The organism is Denitrificimonas caeni DSM 24390 (assembly GCF_000421765.1).
Taxonomy (GTDB): domain Bacteria; phylum Pseudomonadota; class Gammaproteobacteria; order Pseudomonadales; family Pseudomonadaceae; genus Denitrificimonas; species Denitrificimonas caeni.
The window spans coordinates 297,594-314,885 of record NZ_ATXQ01000001.1; the positions used below are offsets into that span (position 1 = coordinate 297,594).

At 48.9% G+C, this 17,292-nt stretch carries 13 protein-coding genes; 2 read left to right on the forward strand and 11 right to left on the reverse strand.

The window, feature by feature from the left end; translation table 11 throughout:
• Positions 1-15 precede the first annotated feature (15 nt).
• The 6 genes from leuE to grpE all read right to left on the reverse strand — a co-directional run bounded on the left by leuE (position 16) and on the right by grpE (position 6,694).
• Positions 16-669, reverse strand: coding sequence for a leucine efflux protein LeuE (gene leuE, locus H591_RS0101405; protein WP_028244098.1), 654 nt, complete (start codon positions 667-669; stop codon positions 16-18).
• Between the two features lie 15 nt (positions 670-684).
• On the reverse strand, positions 685-1,821 hold the full coding sequence (gene carA, locus H591_RS0101410; RefSeq protein ID WP_022965153.1) for a glutamine-hydrolyzing carbamoyl-phosphate synthase small subunit: 1,137 nt from the start codon (positions 1,819-1,821) through the stop codon (positions 685-687).
• 171 nt (positions 1,822-1,992) lie between these two features.
• The gene (gene dapB, locus H591_RS0101415) at positions 1,993-2,796 is read right to left on the reverse strand and encodes a 4-hydroxy-tetrahydrodipicolinate reductase (protein WP_022965154.1); all 804 of its coding nucleotides are present in this window, start codon (positions 2,794-2,796) and stop codon (positions 1,993-1,995) included.
• 78 nt (positions 2,797-2,874) lie between these two features.
• Positions 2,875-3,993, reverse strand: a complete 1,119-nt coding sequence (dnaJ, locus tag H591_RS0101420) for a molecular chaperone DnaJ (RefSeq protein ID WP_022965155.1) — start codon at positions 3,991-3,993, stop codon at positions 2,875-2,877.
• Between the two features lie 116 nt (positions 3,994-4,109).
• On the reverse strand, positions 4,110-6,023 hold the full coding sequence (dnaK, locus tag H591_RS0101425; protein ID WP_022965156.1) for a molecular chaperone DnaK: 1,914 nt from the start codon (positions 6,021-6,023) through the stop codon (positions 4,110-4,112).
• Between the two features lie 95 nt (positions 6,024-6,118).
• The gene (gene grpE, locus H591_RS0101430; protein WP_022965157.1) at positions 6,119-6,694 is read right to left on the reverse strand and encodes a nucleotide exchange factor GrpE; all 576 of its coding nucleotides are present in this window, start codon (positions 6,692-6,694) and stop codon (positions 6,119-6,121) included.
• Between the two features lie 278 nt (positions 6,695-6,972).
• Between grpE and recN the strand changes: the two genes are divergently transcribed.
• Positions 6,973-8,670 carry a DNA repair protein RecN gene (gene recN, locus H591_RS0101435; protein WP_022965158.1) on the forward strand — a complete coding sequence of 566 codons (1,698 nt, stop codon included), beginning with the start codon at positions 6,973-6,975 and terminating at the stop codon, positions 8,668-8,670.
• Between the two features lie 12 nt (positions 8,671-8,682).
• On the opposite strand, the gene H591_RS0101440 is transcribed toward recN, so the two are convergent.
• The 5 genes from H591_RS0101440 to H591_RS0101460 form a co-directional block, all read right to left on the reverse strand.
• Complete coding sequence (locus tag H591_RS0101440; protein WP_022965159.1) at positions 8,683-12,495, reverse strand: YhdP family protein; 3,813 nt, start codon at positions 12,493-12,495, stop codon at positions 8,683-8,685.
• A gap of 25 nt (positions 12,496-12,520) precedes the next feature.
• Positions 12,521-13,978: a ribonuclease G gene (gene rng, locus H591_RS0101445; RefSeq protein WP_022965160.1), complete on the reverse strand. Its 1,458-nt coding sequence runs from the start codon at positions 13,976-13,978 to the stop codon at positions 12,521-12,523.
• Positions 13,979-14,225: 247 nt separating this feature from the next.
• A complete protein-coding gene (gene mreD / locus H591_RS0101450) occupies positions 14,226-14,714 on the reverse strand; it encodes a rod shape-determining protein MreD (RefSeq protein WP_022965161.1) in 489 nt (162 codons plus the stop codon).
• The gene (gene mreC / locus H591_RS14580; protein ID WP_084702507.1) at positions 14,711-15,634 is read right to left on the reverse strand and encodes a rod shape-determining protein MreC; all 924 of its coding nucleotides are present in this window, start codon (positions 15,632-15,634) and stop codon (positions 14,711-14,713) included. The genes mreD and mreC overlap by 4 nt, the downstream gene beginning before the upstream one ends.
• A 103-nt stretch (positions 15,635-15,737) precedes the next feature.
• Positions 15,738-16,775, reverse strand: a complete 1,038-nt coding sequence (locus H591_RS0101460; RefSeq protein ID WP_022965163.1) for a rod shape-determining protein — start codon at positions 16,773-16,775, stop codon at positions 15,738-15,740.
• Positions 16,776-17,001: 226 nt separating this feature from the next.
• Between H591_RS0101460 and gatC the strand changes: the two genes are divergently transcribed.
• Positions 17,002-17,289 carry an Asp-tRNA(Asn)/Glu-tRNA(Gln) amidotransferase subunit GatC gene (gene gatC, locus H591_RS0101465; RefSeq protein WP_022965164.1) on the forward strand — a complete coding sequence of 96 codons (288 nt, stop codon included), beginning with the start codon at positions 17,002-17,004 and terminating at the stop codon, positions 17,287-17,289.
• The last annotated feature ends 3 nt before the right edge of the window (positions 17,290-17,292 follow it).

Here is a 17,292-nt window from a genome sequence, read left to right on the forward strand (position 1 = left end):
GGGATTCTCGTAATATTAGGACAGGGTTGCGGTGGCCAGCTTCACGCCAAAGCCGACGAACATGGCGCCTACTCCAGTTAGCGCACCGTTGGCCAAGCGTTGTCGCTGACGAAACCAGTGAGCTAATCGGGCGCCGGTAAAAATAAGTACACTCAGATAAATCCCGCTAATCAACTGCAGAATTAAGCCTAGTACTAGAAACGATAAACCAGGATGGGCGTAGCCTGGATCGACGAACTGAATAAAGAATGAAACAAAGAACAAAATCGCTTTCGGGTTGGAGATGCTCAGCAAAAATGCTTTACGCAAAGGTTTCTGCGCAGGCTTTTGCTGCTCAATCACTTCTGCGGTGAGCGCAGCGCTATGCATTGAGCGCCACGCCGAGCGTAGCATGCCCACACCAAGCCAACACAGATAGGCTGCACCGAGGTATTTCAGGGCAAGAAAGAACATCGGTTCTGTGCGTAACAAAGAGGCAATGCCGACTGCAGATAACAACATCAGTACTGTGTCACCAAGAAACACACCGTATGCAGCCTGATAACCCGAAACAATGCCACGCTGGGCGGCTGTCGCAAGAACAAACAAAGAGTTTGGTCCCGGCAACAACACGATAAACACCGTACCGAGGACATACGTCCAAAGATCAGTGATTCCCAAGCTTGGCAACATAACGACTATCCCTTAGCGACGCGCTGCCATGCTGGCAACAAAGCGGTCAAACAAAGAACTGACATCATTTGGGCCTGGACTTGCTTCAGGGTGACCCTGAAAACCAAAGGCCTCTTTATCAGTGCGCTCAATGCCTTGTAAGGTTTGGTCAAACAAAGACTCATGCGTAGCTTTCAAGTTTTCTGGCAGACTGGTTTTATCCACCGCAAAACCGTGGTTTTGACTGGTGATCATCACCATACCGCTTTTCAAGTCCTGCACTGGGTGGTTGGCACCATGATGGCCGTTAACCATTTTCATAGTGCGCGCACCTGATGCTAAAGCAAGCAACTGGTGGCCTAAGCAAATACCGAACACTGGAATATCTGTGGTTAAGATTTCTTTAATCGCGGCAATTGCATAATCGCACGGCTCAGGATCACCAGGACCATTAGAGAGGAAAACCCCATCAGGATTCAAGGCTAAGACTTCGCTGGCTGGCGTTTGTGCTGGCACTACAGTCAGTCGACAGCCGCGCGCAACCAATACGCGCAGGATATTGCGCTTCACACCGTAGTCATAGACAACCACATGGTAGGGCAATTGGCCTGCTTGAATTTCCGGATGGCTATCGGTAATCAACTGCCATGGCGCTGAACGCCACTCATAGATTTTATCGGTGGTCACTTCTTGCGCTAAATCGAGGCCTTGCAAGCCAGCAAATCCCCGCGCCAATTCCAGCGCACGCTCTTCGGTGGCATCATCGCCGGCAAGTATACAGCCGCCTTGGGCACCGCTATCACGCAGGATACGGGTCAAGCGACGGGTATCAATACCGGCAATCGCAACGATTTTGTTATCTTTTAAGTATTCGCCTAAAGGCTTTTTATCGCGCCAGCTGCTGGACAGCAACGGCAAGTCACGAATAATCAGACCAGCTATCCAGACGCGATTTGACTCAGCGTCTTCAGGGGTGGTGCCGGTATTACCAATATGAGGATAGGTTAACGCAACCAACTGGCGAGCATAGGATGGGTCTGTAAGAATTTCCTGATAGCCGGTCATGGCAGTGTTAAAGACCACCTCACCAACGGTTTGACCGTCAATTCCAATGGCTTCGCCGCGAAAAATGCTGCCGTCAGCAAGGGCGAGTATGGCTGGCTTAGTCAAGAAGACCTCCCGTAAATAAGACTGTTATGTGCACTTTTTTTCGCAAAAAAGCGGAATGACGTGTGTTGACATCATTCCGCTTTTAAGTAATTCATATGGGCGCACTTCTAGTGGATACACTAAAAAGAGATTGTACTGGTTTTTTTCAAAAATCGGAAGCAATCAAACCGATCAACGCAACTCCAACACATCCTGCATGTCGTAAAGACCGGCAGACCGGCCTTCTAACCACAACACAGAGCGCACCGCGCCTTTGGCAAAAGTCATACGGCTGGATGCTTTATGGGTGATTTCTACCCGCTCGCCATCTGCAGCAAACAACACCGTATGATCGCCGACCACATCACCTGCTCGCACGGTAGCAAAACCAATGGTTTCACGCTGGCGCGCGCCAGTCTGTCCTTCGCGCCCATAGACGGCAACATCGGTTAAGTTACGCCCTAAAGCGGCAGCAACCACCTCACCCATACGCAATGCCGTACCGGATGGCGCATCGACTTTATGACGGTGGTGTGCCTCGATGATTTCAATATCAGCATCATCACCTAATACACGCGCAGCGGTATCAAGCAATTTTAAGCAAAGGTTCACACCGACACTAAAGTTCGCCGCAAAAACGATAGCAATCTCTTGCCCCGCATCCTTGAGCAGTTGACGCTCAGCTTCACTAAAGCCTGTAGTGCCTATCACCATCGCTTTACCAGCTTGACGACAAATTGCCAGATTACTTAACGTCACGGTGGGATGAGTGAAATCAATCAACACATCGAACTGATCAAGCACACTCGATAAATCACCGACCAGATTGACACCAATCCGACCGACACCAGCCAACTCACCAACATCAGCACCAATCAGGCTGCTTTCTGGACGGTCAATCGCGGCAGTTAATTGCAAAGCAGGCACCATGCGTACCGCTTCAATTAATGTTTTACCCATGCGCCCTGCGGCACCTACCACTGCAACTCGAAGCATTGATTTTCTTCCCCGCTTATTTAACGTTAAGCGCTATGCGCTGCAATACTCTACAGCGCAATAGCCCTCTCGCACAGATTACAGATCGCCAAAGAAGCGTTTTACACCTTCAAACCAACTGCTTTCACGCGGCGAATGTGAAGCATCACCTTGCAGAGAGGCACGGAACTCTTCAAGTAACTCACGCTGGCGCTTATCCAGCTTGACCGGCGTTTCTACAGCAACGCGGCACATCAAGTCACCCACGCCACCACCACGCACTGGCGTCACACCCTTACCACGCAAACGGAACAGCTTGTTGGTTTGCGTGCCTTCTGGGATTTTCAGTTTGACCCGACCATTTAAGGTCGGCACTTCCAATTCACCACCCAGCGCCGCATCAGCAAAGCTAATCGGTACTTCGCAATACAAGTCACGGCCATCACGCTGGAAGATCGCATGTGGACGCACATTGACCACCACATATAGATCGCCTGACGGGCCACCTAAAGTACCGGCTTCGCCTTCGCCACTTAAACGAATACGGTCACCGGTATCAACGCCAGCTGGAACTTTAACCGATAAGGTTTTCTCTTCTTCAACACGGCCTTGACCATGGCAATCACCACACGGATCAGTAACCATCTTGCCGGAACCATGACAACGTGGGCAGGTTTGTTGTACAGCAAAGAAACCTTGCTGCATCCTTACCTGCCCCATACCGTTACAGGTCGTACAAGTCACTGGACTGGTGCCTTTTTTCGCACCAGAACCTTTACAGGTTTTACAATCAGCTAAAGTCGGTACTCGAATGCTAACGGTCGTGCCGCGCACTGCTTCTTCAAGGTCCAACTCCATGTTGTAGCGTAAATCGCTACCACGTTGCGGGCCGCCACGACCGCCGCCGCCGCCGCCAAAAAAATCACTAAACACATCACCGAACACATCGGAGAAGTTACCGCCACCACCAAAGCCGCCGCCGCCCATCTGCGGATCAACACCCGCATGGCCATGACGATCATAAGCTGCACGCTTGTCGGCATCCGACAGCACTTCGTAGGCTTCGTTGGCTTCTTTAAACTTATCTTCAGCGTCTTTGTCATCCGGATTACGGTCCGGGTGAAATTTCATCGCTAAGCGGCGATAGGCTTTTTTCAGCTCCGCCTCACTCGCACCGCGCTCCACGCCGAGTACTTCGTAAAAATCACGCTTTGCCATAACTCTTTTAACTCCGGATTCTCATCTGCCAGACACACCAACGCGGGAGCTAGTCCCGCGTGGTGAGTCACTACTGCATCAACCTTGGCTGAACTGCAGGGCTTAGCTTTAAAGGATTACTTAGTATCAGTATCCTTAACCTCTTCAAACTCTGCATCAACCACATCATCAGCGTTATCATCGCTTGCTGCTGTTGCGTCACCTTGCTGAGCTTGCTCGGCATACATTTTCTGTGTGACTGGCGCACTGACTTGTGAAAGCGCTTCAACTTTTGCGTCAATCTCAGCCTTATCGTCACCTTTAACGGCAACTTCCAACTCAGCCACAGCGGCTTCAATGGCAGCTTTTTCTTCTTCAGTAACTTTGTCGCCTGCTTCAGTCAGCATTTTACGCGTTGCATGGACTAACTGATCACCTTGGTTGCGCGCTGTTGCCAGCTCTTCAAACTTACGGTCTTCATCAGCATTGGCTTCTGCATCGCGAATCATTTGCTCAACTTCTTCATCACTTAAACCGGAGTTGGCCTTAATGACGATGGATTGCTCTTTACCTGTGGCTTTATCTTTAGCCGACACGTTAAGAATACCGTTAGCATCAATATCAAAAGTCACTTCAATTTGTGGCACACCACGTGGTGCTGGCGGAATATCTGACAAATCAAAACGGCCCAACGACTTGTTAACCGCAGCTTGCTTACGCTCACCTTGCAGCACATGAATGGTCACAGCATTTTGATTGTCATCTGCGGTTGAGAACACTTGTGATTTCTTAGTAGGAATCGTCGTATTTTTCTCAATCAATGCCGTCATGACACCACCCATGGTTTCAATACCAAGAGTCAGCGGGCTCACGTCAAGCAACAGAACGTCTTTTACATCACCAGACAATACCGCACCTTGAATCGCCGCACCCATCGCTACCGCTTCATCAGGGTTAACATCACGACGCGCTTCCTTCTTGAAGAACTCAGCAACGGTTTTCTGTACCAACGGCATACGTGTTTGACCACCAACCAAAATTACATCATTGATTGCGCCAACATCGATACCTGCATCTTTCAAAGCAACACGGCAAGGCTCAAGCGTGCGCTGAACTAAGTCACCCACCAAACCCTCAAGCTTAGCGCGAGTAATTACAATGTTAAGGTGCTTAGGACCGCTCGCATCAGCAGTGATGTACGGCAGATTGACATCGGTTTGCTGCGCTGAAGACAGTTCGATCTTAGCTTTTTCTGCAGCTTCTTTTAGGCGCTGCATTGCTAATGGATCATTTTTAAGATCAAAACCGCTGTCTTTCTTAAACTGATCAACCAAGTCGTTGATTAGCAGGTTATCGAAGTCTTCACCGCCTAAAAAGGTATCACCGTTGGTGGCCAATACTTCGAACTGGTGCTCGCCATCGACTTCAGCAATTTCAATCACTGACACGTCAAAAGTACCACCACCTAAGTCATAAACAATAACTGTGTGGTCGCCTTTGGCTTTGTCCATACCGTAAGCAAGGGCTGCTGCAGTTGGCTCGTTAATAATACGCTTAACATCAAGACCGGCAATACGACCCGCATCTTTAGTGGCTTGACGCTGGCTGTCGTTAAAGTACGCAGGCACAGTGACAACTGCTTCGGTCACTGGCTCACCGAGATAATCCTCAGCGGTTTTCTTCATTTTCTTAAGTACTTCCGCAGAGATCTGCGGCGGTGCCATTTTTTCGCCTTTTACTTCAACCCAAGCATCACCATTGTCTGCCTTAGTGATCTTGTACGGGACCATTTTGATATCTTTTTGTACTACATCTTCATCAAAACGACGACCAATCAAACGCTTAACTGCGTACAGCGTGTTATGCGGATTAGTCACAGACTGGCGCTTAGCTGCTTGACCGACTAAGATTTCGCCATCATTGGTGTAAGCAATAATTGACGGCGTAGTACGACCGCCTTCTGAGTTTTCAATGATTTTAGCAACACCATTCTCCATAACTGACACACAAGAGTTGGTGGTACCCAAGTCAATACCGATAATTCTACCCATTTTAAATCTCCTAAGTTTTGCTTCATTCACAGCACACAGCTGGACTGAAAAATATTAATTACTTGTTTAACTAGATGGGGCGCTTAATGAAAATTTCAAGCCTGCTCATCAATTTTTACTGGCGGCTCACTCGGCGCCTTGCTGACTACAACCATTGCTGGGCGCAGCAGGCGGCCATTCATCATATAACCACACTGAAACACTTTTAAGACGCTGTTTGGCTCGGCGTGAATGCTTTCTTCCATCGCCATCGCTTGATGTTGCTCTGGATTAAACGGCTCACCTTGTGGATCGACACGCTCTACCTGAAAACGCTTCATAGTGTCTAAAAACAGCTTGTAGGTCAGTTCCATACCTTCGCGCATTGGACGAATTTTCTCGTCTGTCGGATCAGAGACTTCAAGACCACGCTCAAGACTGTCGAGCACCGCTAACAAATCTGTAGCAAATTTTTCCAAAGCAAATTTATGTGCCTTTTCAATGTCTTGCTCGGCGCGACGACGAATATTTTGCGCCTCTGCAGCTGCACGTAATGCATTTTCTTGTGCGCTAACCAACTGACCTTCCAGCTCAGCAATGCGCTCTTGCGCTAGATCTGCTGGATTTGTTGCGGCCTGCTGTTCTGCATTCATATCAGACGCTTGCTCATCTAAAGTTTGCTCGTCAGTCATGGCACCCTCCTTTACGATCAAATAACAGGCATTTTACCTGTGCTATGCCTGCTATATGGGGTTCATCAAGCGAACTTCAAGTGCAAAAAACGTTTTTTAGTCATACTTTTTGAACTGTTCTCTAGAGGCTCAAACTCAGCAAAGCAGCAGTAATAGCTCAGAACAGAGACTACCGTTGATCGTTTTTTTGCTGCAGAGTTAATAAATCTCTCAAGCCGCTCTTGAAAACACTGTTTATTTCACTGTATAAATGAACAGCACAAACAGGAGTCGTAACCATGCTGATACATATTTCCGTCCAAAACTACGCCATCGTTGAACACCTTGATCTTGAGTTGCAAGACGGCATGAGCGTCATCACCGGCGAGACCGGTGCCGGCAAGTCGATCATGCTGGATGCACTCAGTCTGACCCTAGGTGCGCGCACAGACAGCAGCGTGGTACGTCCTGGCGCCGATAAAGCTGATATTCTCAGCAGCTTTGATGTGTCGCGCATCCCTGAAGCACAACAATGGCTCAAAGAGCGTGACCTCGATAACGAGGCACAGTGTATTTTGCGCCGCGTGATCACTCCTGAAGGGCGCTCTCGTGCTTATATTAATGGCACCCCATGCCCGCAGGCCGACCTTAAGGCGCTGGGTGAGTTGCTAATTGATATTCATAGCCAGCATGAGCATCAATCGTTATTAAAAACAGAGACGCATCGCCGACTACTCGATGAGTTTGCGGCTGCCACTGAACTCACCCGCGCAGTACAGAGCATTGCTCAGCGCTGGCGCACGACCCAGCAGCAACTCGACAAACTCCGCGCCAACGATGAAGAGCAGCGGGCACGTCGACAATTATTAACCTATCAGCTCGAAGAACTGGAAACACTGGCGCTGGACAAAGACGAGCTTGAGCAACTAGAGCAAGAGCATAAAAGCTTAAGTAACTCCGAAAGCTTGCTGGATAACTGCCGGCAAATTATTGATGCCTGCAGTGAGAATGACAGCAGCAATGTGCTCAGTATCTTAGCTACTTTACTGCAACGCGCACGTGCTATACCGGGGACTCCATCAGCATTTTCTCAAGCAACCGAGCTACTTGCTAGCGCACATATTCAGATCGAAGAAGCAATCGGCGACTTTAATCATTTTCTTGATCACTTTGATGCAGACCCACAGCGCCAGCAATGGTTAGAGCAACGTCTCGACGCCATTTACACCTTAGCTCGCAAACACCGTGTGCAACCCGAACAACTGCATGCTCTACAAACTCAGCTGTCAGGTGAACTGGCCGCGCTGGATGCCGACGATGCAAATCTCGAACACTTACAGCAAGCCACCGCATTATTACAGGAAGAGTACCAAGCAAAAGCGCAAACGTTGAGTAAGCGACGCACCAGTGCCGCAAAGAAACTCAGCAACGCAGTCATGCAGCAGTTGCATATTCTGGGCATGCCAGGTGGTCAGTTTAGCGTTGATCTGCAGCCAGTCAGTGCCACTACACCTGCTCTGCACGGCTTAGAAAACATTGAGTTTTTAGTCAGCGCCAATCCCGGTCAACCTTTACGAAGTCTCGCCAAGGTTGTCTCAGGCGGAGAGTTATCCCGCATCAGCTTAGCAATTCAGGTGATCACCGCACAAACTTCGCGCGTGCCAACCTTAGTCTTTGATGAAGTGGATGTTGGTATTGGTGGTCCGACCGCTGAAGTGGTTGGACAATTATTGCGCCAGCTCGGCGAGTCAGGACAAGTGCTTACGGTCACCCATCTGCCGCAAGTTGCGGCGCAAGGGCATCAGCATTTATTTGTGCATAAAGAGCGCAAACAAAAACAAACCAACACTGCCGTGAGCTTGCTGTCTGATAATCAACGTGTAGAAGAGTTGGCGCGGATGCTTGGCGGCATTGATTTAACTGAAGAATCCTTAGTGCACGCACGTAAAATTTTAGAAAGTGCACAGCAACCCATAGCCGCAGCGCAGCGCGCTTAATCGCGCTGCCTACTATTTACGCGATTCTTTACTTAACGAAATTGTCGGATTTTGCCACTTACCTGAAATGTAATATTTAACACTAGCAAAACGCGCAACGCGATCACCAATCAAGCGGTCGACAATAAACAAAGCACCACCAATGGCTGGGGCGCCCACAGCAATTGCGGCAAGAGGCAGGTTATTGGTTAACGGCAATGCCACCTGTAGTGTTGCATTGACTTGCTCTTTAACTAAGTCGAGCTGACCTTTTAACTCCAAATCACTCGACGGCCCATCAAGACTTAAAACTTTATTTGTTCGATAAGCACCATTATCGATCAGTAACTCACCTTTAATCCGATCATAAGCTAAGCCTTTATCAATCAAGTCAGAAAAATCTAATCGCAAACGGCGTCCTATCGAATCAAAATTCAACAAACCAAACACGCGTAAGGCTTGCGCACCGCCATCTACAGATACCAACTGGCCTTTGCGAAAGCTTATGTCTGCGGTGCCGCTGATATTGCTCAAACTCAGTCCCGCAGGTGAACCTTGCCAGTGCACCGAAGCATCGACACGAAACTCATCACTGGTAATGCTTGGTGCATAACCCCAAGCCAACAATATCTCGCTGGCATTGGCACCACTGATCCGCCCCGTAAACTGACTGCGCACCTGTCCGCTTACCTTCTGCCAATCCAGCTGACCTGCAACTTTCAATCCTTTTAAAGACAAATCAAGTTGCTCAAAACTAATTCCGCGCGGTTTTGGTCGTGTATTGAATGACCATGAGCCCAAATGTTCCTGTCCTTGATAGAGCGCGTCAATCTGTACATTCATAGCAGGAATACTGCGCATATCAAAGTCCGACAACAGGTCACTGCGTGGCCGCGCGCTTTCGGCAGGCACACTTTTTGGCAAGTAAAGATGTTCAACATGCACCACAAAAGGCTTTGCGCTATCGGATACAGTAAGACTACCTTTGAGCTGCTGACTGTCTAGATTAAGACTCCAAGCCTTGCCCTTGCCAGCTTGCCAAAGCAATCCCACATCATTAGCGCTCAAACCCATGCCATGCAAATGCTTGACTTGCAATTGCGCTTTTTTCAACACGCTTTGATGATCTGTGGCACTTCCGGCGTAACGCTGCAACACAGCTTGCCATTGTTCGATATCAAGCTCATTTAAACGACCGCGCACTTGCACACCCGCTTGCGTCGGTAATCGCGCGAGCCCTCCACCGACCCGAAGCTCAGCGCGCCCAGCTAACAAATCATCGGCTGCAGCGGCAAAATTCAGACTCAGTTGATCCGCATAATCCAACCAGTAGCGACGCTCTTTGCCTGCCAAAGTCATCCGCCAATCAGCATAGCTTTGCTGCTCTGCAGTTTTTCCAAAAGGTGCGGGCAAGTCTATTTTCACCCCTAACAAGCTGGAATCAATACGCAGTTGACTGTCATCGCCTTCCAGTAACAAGCGTAAGCGATACGGCAAGGTGCCGGACGCTGGAAGTATCTGTTTAATATCAGCCCAGCGGGTCAAGGATGCAATCGGCATCAACCCGGTAACATCAAGATGTGTACGCAAATTGCCACTGCGTCCTTGCGCCTCAATACTGCCGCTAAAGCGCTGATCTAAAAACTGCCCACTGACGGTCTTAGCACTCAGCCCTTGTTTACTATTAAAAACAAACTCGCCACGTAATTTACGCAGCTCTACATTTATATCTGGGATATTGAGTTCAACGTCCTGCGCATGCAACTGCAGATTAATATCAGGGCTTTGTCCGGCATGCAAAGGGATCAGCAAATCTAAAGTTGCCGGTAACTGACCTTGTCCACTCCAGCGTGCAAAGCCATCTGTTGCTTTGGCCAGCGGTGTTTTTTGTAAAATATGCAAACCATCAGCAACACTGCTTTGCAATTCAGCTTGTAGCTCTAACTCCGAAGGCTGACCATCCTTATGCGCAATTTCGGCATAAGCTGAAGTAACAGATGAGTTGAGAATTTTGCCTTGCTCAATACTAATGCGCACACCGCTGTCTTCAATCAGTACTTCACCCACCGCTTCAGTCAATGCCGGCCAACCCGGTTGATATTCTAACTCGGCGGCCTTTACGTCAAAGTACAAACTGATTGAGCGAGCTGCTGGCGCGGCGCCTTTGTTGAGCGAACCCTGATATTGAAAGTAACCTTGATTAACATGCCCTGCACGAATCGCCGTTTGTAACCAATGCTCTAAGTTATCACTAAAATCAGGCACCAAACTCGGCAAGTACTTACCAGTAAAGCGCGCATCACCATCACGCAGTCCTACACGCAAATCCATGTAGTCTTCTTCATCAGGATCTGTCAGTAGACGAATTAAAAAATCTCCACCAATTTCCCCTTCCTCACCACTCACCTGCAAATAAGGGCTGCGCAAAGTAAACCCCTCTAAGTCGAACTGCCAGAGTAGCTGTGCATGAGCGCGCAGATACTGCCACGGTTCAGGGAAGATACGTGCCAAGTGCAAGCTAAAACCGTCATCACTGGCTAAGCGCAGCTCTCCACCGGTGAAACCGCCAGCAATTTTCCCACTGATTCCTGTGGCAGCGGGTACATCATGCCAGCTGGAAAACCCCACCTGCTGCACATCCGCGGCAAACGCTAAACGCTGCTCTCGTGGCTGCTCTGGCTGCCACTGCAGATTAATATGACGCAGCACGCCTTGCGGCTGCATGCTCTGCAGCACATCAGCGGCCACCTCAGGCAAAGGCAGTAAACGCTCAGCTAAGTAATGCACGTCAGCCAGCTCTAACTGTTCAGCAGCTAGCTTCCAGGTTGGTGTTTCTTGATCGCTGTAACGCACCAACAACGGCCAATTGCGTGGTGCCAGATCATCCACTTGCCAAGTAAAACTCGGCAACCAAGCAACCTGCTGCTGCCCATCATCTTGATAAAAGCCTTGAATAAGATTGGCCTGCCAATGCACTGCACTAGCTTGCGGTGCTTGCACGTCAGCGACTAGATCAGCAAACTCGATTGCTGCAGTATAGATACGTCCTTGCTGAGCCTGTAGCCACAGCTCACCACCCGTGCGTAATTGTGTTACTTGCCAATCTGCTAAGTAACCTTTGGGCAGCCATTGCGCAAGGTCACTGCTAGGGATTTTCAAATACACATTGATGGCGCTCTGCTGCCAGTCTTTGCCAATTAAGCGTCCTTGTGCACTCAATTCTAAAGCCTGTCCATCTGGCAACACTGCTCGCACCGCTAAGTGCTGTTCTGCACCGACACGACTGAGAGTGAAACCTGCATATTTCAATGGCAAAGGCTCATTGCCATAGGCTTGCACAATCACCCGACTGTTAATCACGCTCAATTGCGCCACTTGCTGCAATTTAGCCAGCCAATCATTGAGCTTAAATACTGCTTTTTCGCTGCTGTCTAAACGCACGCCCTGCACAGCCCATTGCCGTGGCTGCACTTCTTCTACAGAAATTTGCAGACCCACTAAAGTCACAGCTTTTAAGCGCAACTCTCGGGTCAATAAACTGGCCAACATGTCGGGCTGAATATGCAGTTCATCGAGCAATAATAAATCAGCACCGCTGCCGATCGAGACGTCACGCGCCTCAAGCACTGGTGAAAAACCGCTCCAGGTACCCTCTAATCGCTCAATATGAATATCTTGCTGTAAGCGCTGCTGCAACTCCTGCTCAATTTGCTCACGGTATTCAGCAAGCAAGGGCGTGAACTGGCGTCCGACACTGACATATAAGGCAGCCAAAATCAGCAATCCAGCAATACTCCACAGGCTCCAACGCAGCAGAGTATTGAAGAAGCGCAACAGAGCCATCATGCATACACCTTAATGATTGCCGGCATTACAACAAAACAACATCATATTGTTCTTGCGAGTACATCGTTTCTACTTGGAAGCGCACAGGATGCCCAATAAAGGACTCTAAATCAGCGACGTTGGCAGACTCTTCATCGAGCAAGCGGTCGACCACACTCTGACTGGCCAGCACCATATAACCATCGGCTTGAAAGGCACGCGCCTCACGTAAAATCTCACGAAAGATTTCATAACAAATGGTTTCCGCACTGCGCACTTGCCCACGCCCTTGGCATGTAGAACAGGGTTCGCAAAGCACTTGCGCCAAACTTTCACGGGTGCGTTTGCGCGTCATCTGCACCAAGCCCAGTTCGGTGATGCCAATAATGTTGGTTTTTGCGTAATCGCGTTCGAGCTGACGCTCCAAGGTACGTAAAACCTGGCGACGATGCTCTTCGTCCTCCATATCAATGAAGTCAATAATGATAATGCCGCCGACATTGCGCAGGCGCAATTGACGGGCAATGGTTAAAGCCGCTTCAAGATTGGTTTTAAATACCGTTTCTTCAAGATTACGATGACCAACAAAACCACCGGTATTGACATCAATAGTGGTCATCGCTTCGGTTGGATCAATCACCAGGTGCCCGCCTGATTTGAGCGGCACTTTTCGCTCTAAGGCTCTTTGAATTTCATCATCAATGCCATACAAATCAAAAATCGGTCGCTCGCCTGGGTAGTGCTCCACCCGGTCAGCAATTTCCGGCATTAATTCTGCGACGAACTGCTGTGCTTTAAGCAACGTTTCCCGCGAATCAATGCGTACTTTTTCCGTATGCTCCGCCGCTAGGTCGCGCAAGGTGCGCAATGGCAGAGAAAGCTCTTCGTAAATGACTGTCGGTGCGCCGCAGACTTGCATCTGCTCCCGAACTTGCTCCCAGAGACGGTGCAAGTAACGTATATCCAGCATAATTGCTGAAATATCTGCACCTTCAGTGGCAGTGCGAATAATAAACCCGCCCTTTTCCTCAAGACCTTCACTGGCCAAGCACTCTGTCACGGCTTGCTTTAAGCGCTCGCGCTCTGCTTCTTCTTCAATTTTCAGTGACACGCCAATATGACTGCTGCTCGGCATATACACGAGGTAGCGCGAAGGAATCGATAAATTGGTGGTCATGCGTGCACCTTTACTGCCAATCGGATCTTTAGTGACTTGGACGACTAGCGCTTGGCCTTCATGCACTAAGCCGCTAATACCCTCTCCGGTCATACCCTCACGAGCAGTGATATCCGCAGCATGAATAAACGCCGCACGCGATAAGCCAATATCAACAAAAGCCGCCTGCATACCCGGCAGTACACGGACGATCTTACCTTTATAAATATTGCCAACAATGCCGCGACGCTGGGTACGCTCAACATGAACTTCTTGTAAAACACCATTTTCGACCACGGCAACCCGTGATTCCATTGGCGTAATATTGATTAAAATCTCTTCACTCATGGCGTTCTCAGTCTAAGGCTTGGCGGTGCATGGCTCGCACAACCTAATAATGCAGCGCAATACAGTCACTCCAATATGCCCTGTATCTTTAACAAAACCAATACGCTACACCTGAGAAGATTACATTGTTATCAATCATCTAGCTAAAAAAGCTCAGCGACAGCTCGAATAAAGATTTCGCCACGTTTTAGCGCACACTAGCTTCTGCGCAAAGGTGCGCAATAAGACGCTACTACTGGTCGAGCCATTAACGAAAACCACGGATACGCTTGACGTTAACCAACACTAAATACAGCCAAGGCCACAGCAAGCAACTAATGAGCACTGGCCAAGCATAATAATTTATCTCAGGTCGCATTCCCGATAAAGTGCCCAACCACAACAGCACGAGCTGCGCCAGACCATAAATCACCAGTAGCGCAAACGACTGCTGCCACAATGGAAAGACTTTCAAGCGCTGCTGCAAAGTTAAAACTAAAAATACAACAATCGTCAACGCCAAGGCATGTTGGCCAAACAATGTGCCATACAACACATCTTGGGCAATACCGACACACCAAGCCGTCAACACACCGATATTTTGTGGAAAATAAATCGCCCAAAAGGTTAAAATCAGCGCTAACCACAAAGGTCGACCAATTTCAATTTGCTCTGGCATTGGCATCACTGACAGTAATAAGGCGACAAGCAATGTTAACCACATCATCAGAGTGATATTGCTGGATGTATTGCTCATTCATGCGCCTCCACTGCCGTAGACTCTGTGGCCTTAAGCAATTGCACCGCATCATCTAAGGCATTCTGTACCGTATCGTCGAGGGCTTGCGTGGCATTATTGCTGTCACTAAAGACCAGCAACAGATAACGGCTACGATTGAGGGTTGCCGCCGGCAAAGCCAGCACCCGCGCAAAAGGCTGCCCTGTATTGCGCTGCACTTGCGTCACTACAGCCACTGGATAGCCAACAGGAAAGCGCTGCCCCATACCCGAGGTGACCAACAAATCACCCTCGCGAATGTCAGCACTATCGGTGACGTAACGCAATTCAATCGACTCTAAATTACCCGTTCCACTGGCGATAGCGCGCAAACCATTGCGATTAACTTGCACTGGCACACTATGATTGCTGTCTGTAATCAGCAAAACTCGCGAACTATAGGGCATCACTTCGATGACCTGCCCCATCACACCGCGCGCATCAAGCACTGGCTGCCCGAGCGTCACTCCACTGTTACTGCCTTTATTGATCAAAACCCGATGTGTATAAGGATTGGGATCAACGCCAATTAATTCTGCAACCAAGACACGGTCATCAATTAAAGCCGATGAGTTGAGCAATTCTCGTAAGCGGACGTTTTGCTCTGTGAGGGTGGCTAATTTTTGCAAACGACGTTGCATCAAAAGCGTTTCCGCACGTAACTGTTCATTTTCAGCTAAGAGATCAGTACGACTACTAAACATTTGCAACGTGTTGTTCCAGCCGCGCACGGGTAAGTCACCCAACCAATACAGCGGGGTCAATACCATTCCTAACTGGCTGCGCACGGGCTTGAGCACAGTAAAGCGTGCATCAACCAGCATCAAGGCAATCGACAAACAGCTAAGAATAAGAAACCGCGTGCTTAACGAGGTTTTTTTGGCAAATAATGGCTTAATGTTGTTTCCTCAGCGACTTAAATGTGAATGAACCTTTACCTCACTCACATTTAAGTTTAACTATAAACACCACGTTCAGCGACTCACAAGTAAAAATGTAGCTTTACTCTGCTGACAACAGATCCATAGAGTTACGATCCATCATTTCTAAAGCTTTACCGCCGCCCAAAGCCACACAGTTTTTTGGATTCTCAGCCACAATAACGGGCAGCCCTGTTTCTTGCGCAAGCAATTTATCCATATCACGCAGCAGTGCACCGCCACCCGTCAAAACTAAGCCGCGCTCAGCGATATCGGATGCCAATTCAGGCGGCGACTGCTCCAGCGCACTTTTCACCGCCTGCACAATCGCAGCTAAAGATTCTTGTAGCGCCTCAAGCACTTCGTCGGAGTTCAACGTAAAACTGCGCGGCACACCTTCCGCAAGATTGCGGCCACGCACATCAAACTCAAGCAACTCTCCGCCAGGGAAAGCGCAACCAATTTCTTGCTTAATTCGCTCAGCCGTCGACTCACCAATTAAGCTGCCATAGTTGCGACGCACATAAGTGATAATGGCCTCATCAAAACGGTCACCGCCAACACGCACGGATTCTGCATACACCACACCATTGAGCGAGATCAGGGCAATTTCTGTGGTGCCACCACCAATATCAACCACCATTGAGCCGCGTGCTTCATCAACGGGCAAACCGGCACCGATTGCCGCCGCCATTGGCTCTTCAATTAAGAATACTTCGCGTGCCCCAGCACCTAAAGCTGACTCACGAATTGCTCGACGTTCAACTTGCGTAGACTTGCACGGCACGCAAATCAATACGCGCGGACTGGGCTGTAAAAAACTGTTCTCATGCACTTTGTTAATAAAGTACTGCAGCATCTTCTCGCAGACACTAAAATCGGCAATGACACCGTCTTTCATTGGCCGAATCGCACAAATATTACCTGGAGTACGGCCCAGCATACGCTTAGCATCGGTACCTACCGCCACCACACTTTTTTGATTACCGCGCGTACGAATCGCAACAACCGAAGGCTCATCTAAAACAATACCACGATCACGTACATAAATAAGGGTATTGGCAGTCCCTAAATCAATGGATAAATCACTGGAAAACATGCCGCGTAATTTTTTAAACATGGGATGAATAACCCTAGGTAACGCGCAATAGAAACGCTAATTTAAAATGATTAGGAAACTCTAACAATCATCGTCCTTTTGAGCAAGGTACGCACTGTGATAGATTAACACTTTCTAAACACTCTGATGATTTTTTACACGCGTATTGGATGTATCTGTAGCAATATTGTTCCATTGCTACAGATTTATTAGTTCCATCTACATTATTCTTTCAGGAGATCCTCACATGGCACTTGAACGCTGCGACGTGGAAAAACTGGCTCACTTGGCGCGACTCGGCCTCGATGATGCGCAAATAAACAGCAGCACCGCATCCCTAAATGCCGCTATCAATATGATCAATGCCATGCAAGCAGTGAACACTGATGGTATTACACCATTGGCCAACCCGCTCGAAGCCAATCAGCGCTTACGTCCTGACACTGTAACCGAAAGCAATCACCGTGATGACTACCAAGCCCTCGCTCCTGCGGTAGAAAACGGCTTATACCTGGTACCTAAAGTCATCGATTAAGGA